The 13,350-nt window shown below is 67.4% G+C and carries 13 protein-coding genes; 5 read left to right on the top strand and 8 right to left on the bottom strand.

What is annotated here, in order from left to right:
• Positions 1-181: 181 nt before the first annotated feature.
• Complete coding sequence (locus VK92_RS13510; RefSeq protein WP_104768188.1) at positions 182-568, bottom strand: ArsR/SmtB family transcription factor; 387 nt, start codon at positions 566-568, stop codon at positions 182-184.
• Between the two features lie 135 nt (positions 569-703).
• On the opposite strand from VK92_RS13510, the gene VK92_RS13505 reads away from it, so the two are divergent.
• Positions 704-1,861 (top strand): MFS transporter, encoded by a 1,158-nt coding sequence (locus VK92_RS13505; RefSeq protein WP_053076279.1) that lies wholly within the window; start codon positions 704-706, stop codon positions 1,859-1,861.
• Between the two features lie 116 nt (positions 1,862-1,977).
• On the opposite strand, the gene VK92_RS13500 is transcribed toward VK92_RS13505, so the two are convergent.
• Positions 1,978-2,184 (bottom strand): YbdD/YjiX family protein, encoded by a 207-nt coding sequence (locus VK92_RS13500; protein WP_006480280.1) that lies wholly within the window; start codon positions 2,182-2,184, stop codon positions 1,978-1,980.
• 12 nt (positions 2,185-2,196) lie between these two features.
• Entirely contained in the window at positions 2,197-4,275 is a 2,079-nt protein-coding gene (locus VK92_RS13495) for a carbon starvation CstA family protein (RefSeq protein ID WP_021158673.1), read from the bottom strand.
• A 270-nt stretch (positions 4,276-4,545) separates the two neighbouring features.
• Here VK92_RS13495 and dapF point away from each other — a divergent pair, with 270 nt between their 5' ends.
• The gene (dapF, locus tag VK92_RS13490; RefSeq protein ID WP_048023776.1) at positions 4,546-5,364 is read left to right on the top strand and encodes a diaminopimelate epimerase; all 819 of its coding nucleotides are present in this window, start codon (positions 4,546-4,548) and stop codon (positions 5,362-5,364) included.
• A gap of 231 nt (positions 5,365-5,595) precedes the next feature.
• Here dapF and VK92_RS13485 read toward each other — a convergent pair whose 3' ends face one another.
• The 4 genes from VK92_RS13485 to VK92_RS13470 form a co-directional block, all read right to left on the bottom strand.
• Entirely contained in the window at positions 5,596-6,024 is a 429-nt protein-coding gene (locus VK92_RS13485; protein WP_042974211.1) for a PRC-barrel domain-containing protein, read from the bottom strand.
• A gap of 188 nt (positions 6,025-6,212) precedes the next feature.
• A complete protein-coding gene (locus tag VK92_RS38950) occupies positions 6,213-7,169 on the bottom strand; it encodes a hypothetical protein (RefSeq protein ID WP_021158670.1) in 957 nt (318 codons plus the stop codon).
• A gap of 16 nt (positions 7,170-7,185) precedes the next feature.
• On the bottom strand, positions 7,186-8,316 hold the full coding sequence (locus tag VK92_RS13475; RefSeq protein ID WP_048023775.1) for a 3-deoxy-7-phosphoheptulonate synthase: 1,131 nt from the start codon (positions 8,314-8,316) through the stop codon (positions 7,186-7,188).
• A 189-nt stretch (positions 8,317-8,505) separates the two neighbouring features.
• Entirely contained in the window at positions 8,506-9,822 is a 1,317-nt protein-coding gene (locus VK92_RS13470; RefSeq protein ID WP_048023773.1) for a lipase family protein, read from the bottom strand.
• A 405-nt stretch (positions 9,823-10,227) separates the two neighbouring features.
• Between VK92_RS13470 and VK92_RS13465 the strand changes: the two genes are divergently transcribed.
• The 3 genes from VK92_RS13465 to VK92_RS13455 are packed head-to-tail and all read left to right on the top strand — an operon-like array spanning position 10,228 to position 12,498.
• Positions 10,228-10,782 (top strand): hypothetical protein, encoded by a 555-nt coding sequence (locus VK92_RS13465; protein WP_048023772.1) that lies wholly within the window; start codon positions 10,228-10,230, stop codon positions 10,780-10,782.
• Positions 10,783-10,810: 28 nt separating this feature from the next.
• Positions 10,811-11,233, top strand: a complete 423-nt coding sequence (locus VK92_RS13460) for a hypothetical protein (RefSeq protein WP_048023770.1) — start codon at positions 10,811-10,813, stop codon at positions 11,231-11,233.
• Positions 11,233-12,498 carry a hypothetical protein gene (locus tag VK92_RS13455; protein ID WP_048023847.1) on the top strand — a complete coding sequence of 422 codons (1,266 nt, stop codon included), beginning with the start codon at positions 11,233-11,235 and terminating at the stop codon, positions 12,496-12,498. Before VK92_RS13460 ends, VK92_RS13455 begins: the two co-directional genes overlap by 1 nt.
• Positions 12,499-12,589: 91 nt before the next feature.
• Here the strand turns inward: VK92_RS13455 and VK92_RS13450 are convergent, their stop codons facing one another.
• Positions 12,590-13,297 carry a YceH family protein gene (locus VK92_RS13450; protein WP_048023768.1) on the bottom strand — a complete coding sequence of 236 codons (708 nt, stop codon included), beginning with the start codon at positions 13,295-13,297 and terminating at the stop codon, positions 12,590-12,592.
• Between the last annotated feature and the right edge of the window lie 53 nt (positions 13,298-13,350).

Raw genomic sequence — 13,350 nt, 5'->3', positions numbered from 1 at the left:
GTTGAATGATTCACATGATACCGGCCGGGAAACGAAGCCGGGTTGCAGGCAGATCAAGCCCGGCACACGGACGGCTCCGCGGCGCCGCGCGCCCGGCGCGTCACGCTCGTCGCCGCATGGCGAACCGGCGCGTGCCGCCGGGCGGCTCATCCACCCTCCACCTTCCACCCTCCAGCAGCCGTCAACCGTCGCTGTCTGCCGGCGGCGCCCACTCGGCCACGAGCTTCAGCAGGCCGGGAAAACGCAGATCGAGATCTTCCGTGCGCACGCGGCTGCGCCGCTCGAGCCCGTATTGACGCTGGCGCAGCACGCCCGCGTCGCGCAACGCCTTGAAGTGATGGGTGAGCGACGATTTCGGGCGATCGAAGCCGAACCAGCCGCAAGGATGGTCGTAAGCCTCGGATTCCAGCATCAGTTTCCGCACGATCGTCAGTCGCAACGGATCGGCCAGCGCGCCAAGAATGGTTTCGAGCCGAAGCTCGGCGACGTCCGGCTCCGGCAGCGGATCGGGCAAATCCGCGGGCGCCGGCACGAGGCCGGCCGCCCGTTCAGGGTGGGTTCGTTTCATGTCCGCAAGCATATCACCCTGTACGAGTTTTTTCGAACTAAGCTATAGTTCGAAAAAACTCGTACAAGGAGCGCATTCATGTCCGACACCGCCGTACCCCAATCGCGACCCGCGGGCTCGCGTTCCGCGCCTCGCATGGCACACGCCGCCTGGATGGTCACCGCCGTGTTCATGCTGTCCAACTCGCCGACGCCGCTGTACGTGTCCTGGCAGCGCGCACTCGGTTTCTCGTCCGGCACGCTGACCGTCATCTTCGCGCTCTACATCGCCGGCCTGCTGGGTACGCTGCTCGTCGCCGGCCAGCTTTCGGACCGTTACGGGCGCAAGCCGGTCCTGCTGCCCGGCCTCGCCGCGGCGCTGATCGCTTGCGCGTTGTTCGCGACCGCGTCGTCCGTCGCCATGCTCGCGGTCGCCCGCTTGCTGACGGGCATCGCGGTCGGCGTGATCGTGTCGGCGGGCATGGCGTCGGTGATCGATCTCGCGGGCACCGAGCGCCGCAAGGCCGCGCTGCTCGCGTCGGTCGCCATGGTGCTCGGCGCGGGGCTCGGGCCGTTGCTCGCCGGGATTGCCGCGCAAACCGCCGCGCATCCGGTCGCCCTCGTCTTCGGCGTCGAGTTCGTGATCCTGCTGAGCGCGTTGGCCGTCGCGCTGCGGCTGCCGCGCAACCAGCCCGCGCAGGCGCCAGGCGACGCGCCGCCGCTACGTCTGCCGTCCGTGCCGGTTCACAACCGGCGCCATGTCGCCAGCGGTGTCGCCGTGTTCGGGCCGGGCATCACCGCGACCTCCTTCGTGCTTGCGCTGGGTCCGTCGTTGCTGGCACGCCTGCTTCACGTGCGCAGCCCGCTGCTCGCGGGCGGCATGGCCTGCGCGATGTTCATCGCCGCTACCGGCGTCCAGTTCGTCGCGCGGCGCGGATCGATCCGTGCGACGTTCGTTGCCGGCACGGTCGCCACCACGCTGTCGATGATGATGCTTTGCATCGCCGTGCATGCGTCGTCGGCTGCCGTCCTCGTCGCGGCGGCGCTCTTCGCGGGCGCGGGACAAGGCCTCGGGCAGCTCGGCGGCCTGACGCTGATCGGCCTGCACGTACCGGACGCGCGGCGCGCCGAAGCGAACGCCGTCATGAACATCGGCGGCTACCTCCCGGCGGGACTGATGCCCGTGATGACCGGGTACGCGATCGACCGCATCGGCTTCACGGCAGGCGCGACCGGTTTCGCCGTCGCCTTGACGCTGATCGCGCTCGCCGCGGGGGCCGCCGCGGTGCTTGCGCTCCGTCACGACAACGACTGACGGCCGCACGCGACGGCATGCGTTGCACGAGCCGGTCGCCTTGCGGCGACATGAAAAAAGGCGTCATGGCTTTCACGCCATGACGCCTTTTCATTCTTTCCTGTCGTTTCAACCGCTCAACAGCACTTCCCTGCTCCCGACCCGTACCGCGCGTTCTGGCGCTCGCGGAAGAATTCCTCGTACGTCATCGGCTCGCGGTCCGGATGGGTCTCGCGCATGTGCGCGACGTAGGTGTCGTAGTCGGGCAGGCCGACCATCAGCCGCAACGCCTGCCCGAGGTAACGCCCCGCGCTGCGCAGGTCGCTGCCAAGATCGCTGAACATCGCGGCCTCCCCTCAACGTCCGCTGCCGAGCGCCTGCGCGGCCGGCATCGCTTCGTACGGCGTCTCGCGCACGGTCGGCTTCGACTCGCGGCGCGCGCGCAGCACGGCGAGCACGCCGTACACCGCGATCGCCACGACGACGAAGATGAACAGCCCGGCCAGCGCCGCGTCGATGTAGTCGTTGAAGATGATCCGCTTCATCTGCGCGATCGACTTCGCCGGCGCGAGCACCTTGCCTTCGTCCACCGCGGCCTGCAGCTTCGCGGCGTGCGCGAGGAAGCTGACCTTCGGGTTCGCGTCGAAAATCTTCTGCCAGCCGGCGGTCAGCGTGCAGATCAGCAGCCACACGGTCGGCACGATCGTCACCCACGCATAACGCTCGCGCTTCATCTTGAACAGCACGACGGTGCCGAGCACCAGCGCGATCGCGGCCAGCATCTGGTTCGAGATGCCGAACAGCGGCCACAGCGTGTTGATGCCGCCGAGCGGATCGACCACGCCCTGGTACAGGAAGTAGCCCCACGCGGCCACGCACAGCGCGGTGGCGACCAGGTTCGCGGGCAGCGACTCGGTGCGCTTGAGCGCCGGGTGGAACGTGCCGAGCAGGTCCTGCAGCATGAAGCGGCCCGCGCGCGTGCCCGCGTCGACGGCCGTCAGGATGAACAGCGCTTCGAACAGGATTGCGAAGTGATACCAGAACGCCATCATCGCTTCGCCGCCGATCACCTGGTGCAGGATGTGCGCCATGCCGACGGCCAGCGTCGGCGCGCCGCCCGCGCGCGCGATGATCGTCGTTTCGCCGACGGCCTTCGCGGTCTGCGTCAGCATGTCCGGCGTCAGCACGAAGCCCCATTGCGTGACCGTGTTGGCCACCGCTTCCGGCGTCGAGCCGAGCACGGCGGCCGGTGCGTTCATCGCGAAGTAGATGCCCGGCTCGATCACGCACGCGGCAACCAGCGCCATGATCGCGACGAACGATTCCATCAGCATCGCGCCGTAACCGATGAAGCGCGCGTTGGTTTCGTTGTCGATCAGCTTCGGCGTCGTACCCGACGAGATCAGCGCATGGAAGCCCGACACGGCGCCGCACGCGATCGTGATGAACAGGAACGGGAACAGGTTGCCCGACCACACCGGGCCCGTGCCGTCGACGAACTTCGTCAGCGCGGGCATCTTCAGTTCCGGCGCGACGACGAGGATGCCGATCGCGAGGCCGAGGATCGTGCCGATCTTCAGGAACGTCGACAGGTAGTCGCGCGGCGCGAGCAGCAGCCACACCGGCAGCACCGATGCGACGAAGCCGTAGCCGATCAGGATCCACGTGAGCTGCGTGCCGGTGAACGTGAACCACGCGGCGAGCGTCGGCGAATCGTGCACGTGCTGGCCGAACGCGATCGACGCCATCAGCAGCACGAAGCCGATGATCGACACTTCGCCGATGCGGCCCGGACGGATGTAGCGCGTGTAGACGCCCATGAACAGCGCGATCGGAATCGTCGCGGCGACGGTGAACGTGCCCCACGGCGAATTGGTCAGCGCCTTCACGACGATCAGCGCGAGCACCGCGAGGATGATCACCATGATCAGGAACGCGCCGAACAGCGCGATCACGCCGGGCACCGTGCCGAGCTCCATCTTGACGAGGTCGCCGAGCGAACGGCCGTCGCGGCGCGTCGAGATGAACAGCACGATGAAGTCCTGCACCGCGCCGGCGAACACGACGCCGGCCAGGATCCACAGCATGCCGGGCGTGTAGCCCATCTGCGCGGCGAGCACGGGCCCGACGAGCGGGCCGGCGCCGGCGATCGCGGCGAAGTGATGGCCGAACAGCACGTACTTGTTGGTCGGCACGTAGTCGAGGCCGTCGTTGTACTTGACGGCCGGCGTCATCCGCAGCCCGTCGAGCTGCATGACCTTGCTGGCGATGAAACGGCTGTAGAAGCGATACGCGATCAGATACACGCAGACTGCGGCGATCACGATCCAGAGGGCACTGACGCGCTCGCCGTGTGCGAGTGCGATCGTGCCGAACGCGAACGCGCCGAGCAGCGCGACCGCAATCCAGAGCAGGGTACTGGAAGCCCGATTCATGGCGTCTCCTGGTCTCCAATGTGTTTTTGAGTGGATGCGGCGAGGCGCCGAACCCGCGTGACGTCGATGCGTCGTGCCGCGGTCTCGCAAAGGCCGCGGCGATGGGCCGTAGTATTCCGTGTGACCGGGGAGGCTTACAAGCGGTTAACTACGTATGCGGAGCTACGTAGAATTACGTAGATGCCGGTTGCGTAGATATCGTCCGGCGCGCGATTGATCGTGAACGGCGGGCCACGTACAGTGTTCACCTGTCTCTCTGCCGGAACCGCCATGCCGATCGGATTTCAGAAGATGAACGCAAACGGCGACGACTTCGTCATCGTCGACCTGCGCGGTCAGGATCAGGAACACCTGCCGCGTATCGACCGCGACCTCGTGCGACGCATGGGCGACCGGCACCGCGGCATCGGCTTCAACCAGCTTGCCGTCGTGTCGGACTGCGACGACGCGGCGGCCCGCATCGCGTTCTGGAACGCCGACGGCTCGCCGCTCGACACCTGCGGCAGCGCAACGCGCGGCGTCGCATGGAAGCTGATGCGGGAATCCGGCATGGCGTCGCTCGTGCTGCGGACCCGCCGCGGTTATCTCGTGTGTTCGAGGGAGACGAACGGCCTGATCACCGTCGAGATGGGCACGCCGCTCACCGGCTGGCGGGACGTGCCGGTCGCCGACGCGCTCGACACTCTCGCGCTGCCGCTGCCCGGCGCGCCGGCCGCCTGCAATATGGGCAACCCGCATTGCACGTTCTTCGTCGACGACCTCCACACGATCGATGTCGCGGCACTCGGCTCCGCCATCGAAACGCATCCGCTGTTTCCGCAGAAAACCAACGTGCATTTCGTTCAGGTCATCGATCGCACGCATATTCGCCTGCGCATCTGGGAGCGCGGCGGCGGCGTGCCGCTCGGTTCGGGATCGTGTTCGTGCGGTGCGGTCGTCAACGGCATCCGGCGCGGGCTGCTCGACGATACGGTGCGCGTGACCTGCGACGGCGGCGACGTCACCGTTCGATGGGACGGTACCGGCAGCGTGCTCCTGAGCGGGCCGGTTTCGTTCGGGTTCAGCGGGGTATGGGTGGGCGGAGAGTAGCCGGCGATCTGATCGCCGGCATGTGCGGCATTCACGGCGTGTGACGGCGCACCGCGCCGATCCGCGCGCGATGCGCAGTTGCATCGGCATCGATCGTCGAGGCAATTCGCCCGGAGCCACGATGCGAGGCCGAGCCGCCGCCGACTCGCGCCGACTCGCATGGCCATCGACGAACGACGGTCGCCGCCCCCGGCGCGGTGCGCGCCGGGCGGCGATGCATCGAATCGACGATCAGTGCTTGTCGTCGACCTTCTTCGGCTTCGGCGGCGACGGCACCTTCGCGTACTGGAACGCCGGCGTCGCCTTCAGCGCTTCCTTCGTCGCGCCCGGCAGGTAGATGTTGCCCTTGCGCACGTCGAGCGACGCGATCGGCACCGCGACGTCGTGCGCGGCCACGCCGAGGAAGCCGCCGGCCGACACGATCGCCGCGGACACCGAGCCGTCCGGCGCGACGATCAGGTCGCGCACGGTGCCGACCTTCTGGTTGTCGTCGTTGTAGACGGCCTTGCCGAGCACGCTCTTCTTCACGCTCCAGCCTTCGAGCAGCGCCTGCGATTGCTCGACGGTGACGCTGATCGGCTGCGCACCTGCGATCTGCGCGTGCGCGCTGACGCTCGAGGCGAGGACGGTTGCTGCGATGAGGGTCTTGTAGAAAGCCATGCTGTTGTGCACTCCGGTGAATTGTTGTCGGTCGCGGCGGCCGGCCGAGCCGCCGCCGTGCATGCGCCGCGCGAAGCCCGGCGGCCCGCGCGCGACACATCGCACCGGCCCATGTTAGCGCCACTCGCGCAACGCTGCATCGGACGCGATGACGCAGCACCCGTCACCCGCCCCGCGCGATGGCGACACTACGGACAACGCAGCGAATCGCGAACGCGATCGAACTCCGGCAGATAACGCGCGTAGTTCTCCTCGCGCGCCGTGTAGATCAGCGCACAGGTCTTCGTGTCGCCGGCAGTCGCCACGACCGCCTGGTGGACGACTGCGTCGCCGAGCGTCTCCTTGTGCTCGCAAGTCAGTGCGGGCCTGCCGGCTATCGTTTCGTTTGCCGCGTGCGGCGATTCGGTCGCGCTGCCCCCTTCCCCGCCTCCCTCGTCCCACCCGTCGCAGAGGCTCGACAGGGCATCGTCGCTCTTGTCGCCGATGACGAACTCGATCCCGGCCGAGATCAGCCCGAACCTGAAGCGCCGGATCCGGTAGGTCGCGTCGCCGCGATCCTCCGGCTGGTTCGCGACCCGCCATCCCGCAGGCAGACGCAGTTCCGCGGGCGCCGGATAGTCGCGCACGAGCCGCAGGTCGTTGTCGAAGTTCAGCACACCCGCAACACCCAGCACGACAATCGCCGTCGCAATCGACAGCCAGACGCCGAGCAGCGTCAGCAGGCCGATGCCCGCCGCACGCCAGTTCGATTGCAGTGCGCCACCGGCCGCCCGGTGAGCGTCGACGGCCGCGCGCTGCGCGTGCCGTGCATAGACGATCGTCCCGGCGAGGCCGGCAATGACGACCACATGCACGAGCGCGTGGGGCACCGCCGCGGTTTCCGGAACGTCCGCCGCCGCGTAAAGCACGATCGACACGAGCGTGACGAGTGCCGTGACGAGAATCTGCCGCTGCGCGAGCGCGCGGTGGCCGAGACGCCGCGCGTTCGCCGCGAGCAGGATGCCGCCGGCGAGCGGCGAGCCGAGAAACGCCGCCCAGCCTATGCCCGCCATCGTGAACAGCTTGCCGGGCGGCACCGTCGCCGCCCCGCCGGAAGCAGCGGGTTCGCCCGGGACAGCCGGTGCGTCGGAAGGGAAATCGGTCATGCCGGTATCGTCCGTGTCATGCGTTGCGCGACTGTGCACGCCGTTGCCGCACGGCGTCGGCCAGCACGTCGAGCACCGGCTCCGTCTGCGTCCAACTCAGGCATGCATCCGTGATCGATACGCCGTACTTCAGCGGCACGCCCGGCTTCAGGTCCTGCCGCCCTGCCTCGAGATGACTCTCCACCATCACGCCGACGATCCGGTGCTCGCCCTGCCCCAACTGCCGCGCGAGATCCTGCGCCACCTCGATCTGCCGCTCATGCGACTTGTTCGAGTTCGCGTGCGAGCAGTCGACCATCACCTGTTCGCGCAACCCGGCCTTGCGCAGCACCGCGCAGCTCGCCTCGACATGTTCGGCGTCGTAGTTCGGGCCGTTCTTGCCGCCGCGCAGGATCACGTGCGCATCGTCGTTGCCGCGCGTCTCGAAGATCGCGGCCATCCCCATCTTCGTCATCCCCATGAACGCATGGCTCGCGGCCGCCGCGACGATCGCGTCCGACGCGACCTGCACGCCGCCGTCGGTGCCGTTCTTGAAACCGATCGGGCAGCTCAGGCCCGACGCGAGCTGGCGGTGGCTCTGGCTCTCCGTCGTGCGCGCGCCGATCGCGCCCCATGCGATCAGGTCGGCGATGTATTGCGGGCTCAGCAGGTCGAGGAATTCGGTCGACGCCGGCAGGCCCAGTGCGTTGATGTCGAGCAGCAATTGCCGCGCGGCACGCAGCCCTTCGTTGATGCGGAAGCTGCCGTCGAGGCGCGGGTCGTTGATGTAGCCCTTCCAGCCGACCGTCGTGCGCGGCTTCTCGAAGTAGACACGCATCGTGATCAGCAGGTCGTCCTTCAGCGCATCGGCGGCGGCCTTCAGCCGGCGTGCGTAGTCGAGCGCCTGGTCGTGATCGTGGATCGAGCACGGGCCGACGACGAGCAGCAGCCGGTCGTCGCGGCCGTGCAGGATGTCGCCGATCGCGCGGCGCGTGTCCTCGACGAGCGTCTGCGTGGCGGCCGGCACCGGCAGCTCGTCCAGCAGCAGCGCGGGCGAAATCAGCGGGCGCACGGCGCCGATGCGGACGTCGTCGATGCGCGTGGTGTCCTGCGTCGCGTCGGCGCTGCCTACCTCGCGATCGTGGGAAGGATTGTCGAGGTTCTGCATGGTGATTCTCCGGGGGACGTCTGTAATGGTGAGCAGGCTCGATTATGGCACCCGGGCGGGGCGGCGAAGGGTTCCGGCGGGAGGGCCGGGCACGGCAAAGGCCGCGTTGACGCGATCGGGATCAATCCCGGAATGAAAAAAGCGACCCGTGAAGGGTCGCCCGGCCATGCGCCTCGCGGTGCGGTGCGGCTAGTGCAGCGTCTCGGGCGCCAGCGAATTGCTCGGCAGCAGCGACGTCAGCCAGCAGTTGCTCGGCGCGGCTTTCCCGTTGAAACGGTCGTAGAGCCACGGCAGCATGCCGGCCACCCACGGCACGATCGCCCCGGCATGCTCGAGCGGATACTCGTTGTACGTGACCGGCGTGCCGCTGGCGCAGAACTTCTGCGCGAGCGCGCGCACGTCGTACGCGAGCATCACGCCATCACCCACCTGGCTGCTGAAGGTGCCGTCCAGCGCGCCCGCGGTGCCCTGGCCGATGAACATCGGGATCGTCGGCGATGCGGCCAGCCCGGCATTCACCTTGTTGGCATACGTCACGTACGCGGGAATGCTGTTGATGTCGTTCGCGTATTGCGGCTTGAACAGCGTGCCCCAGTGCAGCCCCGTGTATTTCGGCAGGATGTACGCAAGCGACTGGCTCTGGATGTCGTTGAACACGGCGACGCCGGTATCGCTGAGATAGGGCGTCAGGTCGAATCCGTAGCCGCGCGACAGCCCGGCCAGCGCGGCCGCGGCCACGCCGCCCCATACGATGCTGCCGTCGACATAACGCAGGTTGTGCGCGGGGTCGACCAGCACACCGCCTTCCGCCGCGCCGACGAGCTGCCTGTTGATCTCGGGCGCATAGCTCGGCGCGAGCTGCGCGGCCCAGTTCGTCGCGATCGCGCCGCCGGAATAGCCGATCATCGCGACCTTGCTCGACGGACTCAGGCCGGTCGACGGCGTATTGAGCGCCGCGCGGATCGAATCGAGCGTCGTCATCCCGTATTCGGGGCCGGCGGCGAAGTCGGCCGTCTGGCCTTCCGTATCGGGCACGATGACGTTGTAGCCGAGCAGCAGCAGCGTCGACAGCGGAATCGATTCCGCGCTGTAGAGCAGCGTGCCGACGTTGATGATCTTCGTGACGTCGCGATCGCCGGCGATCACCTGCGACGGCTCGTCGTACGGGTTCAGCGAATCGTAAGCCGACTGGTACGAGATGGCCCGGCCGTTGCTGACCTGGCTCCGGATCACCGACGTCACGTTCACGACCGGCTGGTTCAGCGCGTTATTGGTGCGATACAGCAACTGCTGCGCGGTCAGCGCGGTCGGAATGCCGGCCACGTGATAGGTGACGTTGCGCGTCTTGAGCACCGTGCCCGGTGGAATCGATGCCAGCGGCGTGGTGCCGGTGTAGGTATAGAACGGATCGGACACGGCCGGTGCGCCGGCGCTGGCCGGCGGTGCGGCGACCGCCAGCGCGGCGGATACGGCTGCCGCGGCCAGCATGAAACGTCTGGAGGACATGGTTGGGGCCCCTGGGATAACCAGCTCTCATCGAAGGAAGTTCGGCGGTGTTGCAGACCATCGTGTGCGCCGCGTCAAAACCGTTTCCGTGCCATCGACTGTCTCCTGTGAAAGATTGATCCGGCCTGTTCTGAATTCGTCGTTTTAGTAGGAGTACAAACCGGATTAATTGAAGCACATCGAGAACGCGCTCGACGGGCGTTTTCCATTGTTTGAAGGTAAACGTCTAAACGCGCCGCCGCACGATGCGGGGCACGCCGGCCGTTCGGCCGACTGTCCGCGTTTTGCGGAAGTACCGTACGATCACGGCTGTCGGGTACCGAAGCGGCCGCGTCGTGCGATGCCGGCCGCACGGCGCACCGCCTGCCTGTGACCGATCGTTTCCTGCCCAGCCGACACGCCACGATGACCGTCTCCGAACTGCTCCGCGCCATTCGCCAACCGTATGCCGACCTGCTCGCGAAAGCGGCCGCACAACCGGCCGTGATCGCCGAACCGGCCTACCGGCGTGCCGACGGCACGCTCGCCACCGAAGGGCCGCTCGCGCTGCCGTGCCGGGCCGACATCATCGCGACCGAAGGCGAATCGGCCGGCCAGCCGGCGATGGTCGATTCCGCCACGCAGCTGGATTTCGAGCCGTTCGCGTTCGATCTCGACACGGCGGCCGTGTCGATCCGCCCGTTCGTGTGGGACTGGGCCGCGATCGAGGCCGACGGTCTCGACGAAAGCGCGGCGGCCGACGCGTTCAAGGCATGGTTCTTCACGTGGTTCGATGCCGACGACGAGAACACGCCGGCCGAAAGCGGTCTGCACGGGATCGTTCACTACCTGTCGGAACCGGTTCGCGCGGAACAGGGTTGGCGCGTCCATGCGGATCTCGGCTCCGCGCCCGAAACGGCCGTCGAGGATCTGCTGTTCCGGCTCGTCGATGCGGGCGCTTCGCGGATCAGCGTCGGTTGATTGGCCACTTCGTTTCCCTTACGCCATCATGAAAAAACTCTTCGCAGCCGTGCTGCTTTGCGTGTCGCTTCCGGCACTCGCCAAGGTATCCACCGACGTGTTCTGCTTCAGGTCGGACGGCGACAAACCCGTGCGCTTCGAGATGCGCACCTACTATGACGATGCGGTCAAATGGTCGGGCGGCATGGTGCGCTATGCGCAGTCGAAAACGGCCCTGCCCCTGGTGATCGAGCACGAGGAGGATGAGGTGCTCGACGAAAGCCGTCCGCACCAGTACACGACGACCTGGGTCGAAATGGTCGGCGGCAAGGTCAACGGGCGCTACGAAATGATGACCCAGGGCGCGATGGTCTATTCGATGACCTACACCAACGCACGCACCGGCAAGCAGACCGCGTTCGGCCGCGCGCTGGATGTCGATGCGTCCGAACAGACCGGGTGCCGCTGGTGATGCGCCCGCTGATCCGGATCGCATGGGCGCTGGTCGCGCTGCACGCAGGCTTCGCGCATGCCGCGCCGCGCACGGTCTACGAAGGCACGCTGCAAGGTGCCGGAGCCGTCGTGATGGAACTCGACGATCGCCCGGCCGCGGACGGCTCGATCTCCGGCCGCTACTTCTATGCGCAGCACGGCGTCGATATTCCGCTGCACGGCACGCCCGCGCAACTGGTCGAGCCGCTCGTGCGAACGCAGTTGCCGGACGACGCGCGCAGTCCGTTGGGATACCGCGAGCAAGCCAATTTCGATCATGCCGCGGCCACCTGGCAAGGCACGCGGGACAAGGCCGGCTATCGCGGCCGCTGGACCGACACACGCTCCGGCAAGACGCGCAGCTTCACGCTGCGGCGCGTCGCTGAATACGATCCCGACGCGGTTGCGCCCGGCTCCGTCGAAGCCGTTACCAACAGCATCGCCGGTGGCGTCGGCAGCGGTATCGCAAGCGGCGTGGCCATCGACATGCGGCAGGCGCCTTATGCCACGCTGAAGCTTGCCGGGCACGCGCAGCCGGCCGGCCCCGAGATTGGAGACGGCACCGTCGCGTACCGGATGTGGCGCGACCCGCGCACGAAGCTCATGTATCCGCGTCTGAGCCGCCATCCCGATGCAGCGGTCATGGCACGGGTCAACCGCCTGCTCGAACAGCAGCACTGGCAGATGAATCTCGCCGCGCTCGAATGTGCGTCGACCCGCTATTCCGACGATGGGCCGGCCGCCGGTTCGCTCGGCGGCTACGACGACGAACAGGTGACGGTCACGTGGCTGTCACCTGCGGCACTCGGCATCGTGGAATCGGGCAGTACGTACTGCGGCGGCGCTCATCCGAACAATCACTACGATCCGGTCACGTTCGACCTGCTGCGTGGTACGTACCTCGACTGGAATCGCGTGATCGACGCGGCTGCGACAGGCAAGGACGGCGACCGGGGAACGAGCCCCGCGCTGGTGAGTTTCATTACGCAGTTGCGCGACAAGGCAACACACGGTCTTCAGGTGACAGACGGCAAAGACGTCTCGCTGTCGTGCGCAGACGTGTTCCCCGAGTATCTGGCGTTCGAACTCGACGCACCCGGCAAGCTGTCGTTCGTCGTATCCGGGATCGGCCACGCGATGGGCGCCTGTCTCGGGCCGCAACTCGATGTGCCGTTTGCGGCGCTCGCGCCGATCCTGAGGCCGGGCGGCGCGCGTTATCTCGTACCGGGCGTCAAGCTGAAGTAATGCGGCGGTGCCGGCGCTATCCGCGTCGCGCCCCCGCCCGGCCGCGTGACGACCGGGCCGGGCGAGGGCGCATGAACCGCAGTCGCTCGTGTCAGGACGCGTCGCCTTGCGCGTCGACGTCGATGCCAAGCTCGCCGGCCATCCGCAGAACCAGCGCATTCAGTCGCGCCACTTCATCCGCGAGGCGCTTCTGTTCAGCCTTCAGCGCTTCGAATTCCGAAGGCGGCACGGAATCCGCCCCGCCAGAATCCGCACCCGCGAAGTCGGCCACGTTCACTTCGCCGCACATCAGGTGCATCCAGCGGTTCTCGCGCGCGCCCGGCGCACGCGGCAACCGGACGACGAGCGGCTGCGCGCGCGCCGCGAGTTCGTCGAGGAACGCCTCGACCGACGAGATATCCGCGAAACCGTGCAGGCGCGCGCTGTTCAGGCGCAGTTCGGCGGCCGTCTGCGGGCCGCGCAGCAGCAGGATCGTCAGCAGCGCGATCGCCTGGCTCGGGATGCCGAGCACGCGGTTCACGTTGTGCTCGAAACGCGGCACGCGGCTGCTGCTGCCTTCCATCACGAGGCTCAGGTGCTTCAGCCCGTCGAGCGCGGTCGTGACTTCGTCCTCGCTGACGTTCATCACCGGCGAGCGCGCGGTTTTCTGGTTGCAGCCCGCGGTCAGCGCATTCAGCGACAGCGGATAGGTGTCCGGCACCGTGTGCTGTTTCTCGACGAGCACACCGAGAATGCGGGCCTCGAGGGGCGTGAGTTCGCGAAGGGCGCGTGGCGTGGGCGTATCCGGCGTGGTGGTCATGAGTGGCGTCGCAGCGTGCAGCAGGTGAAGGGAAACAGTCGCGGCCCGTCCGG

The sequence above is a fragment of the Burkholderia sp. LK4 genome (assembly GCF_001043615.1).
In the GTDB taxonomy this organism is placed as follows: Bacteria; Pseudomonadota; Gammaproteobacteria; order Burkholderiales; family Burkholderiaceae; genus Burkholderia; species Burkholderia cepacia.
The sequence above is the reverse complement of the archived record's forward strand: the minus strand, read 5'-3'. Positions and strand labels throughout refer to the sequence as shown.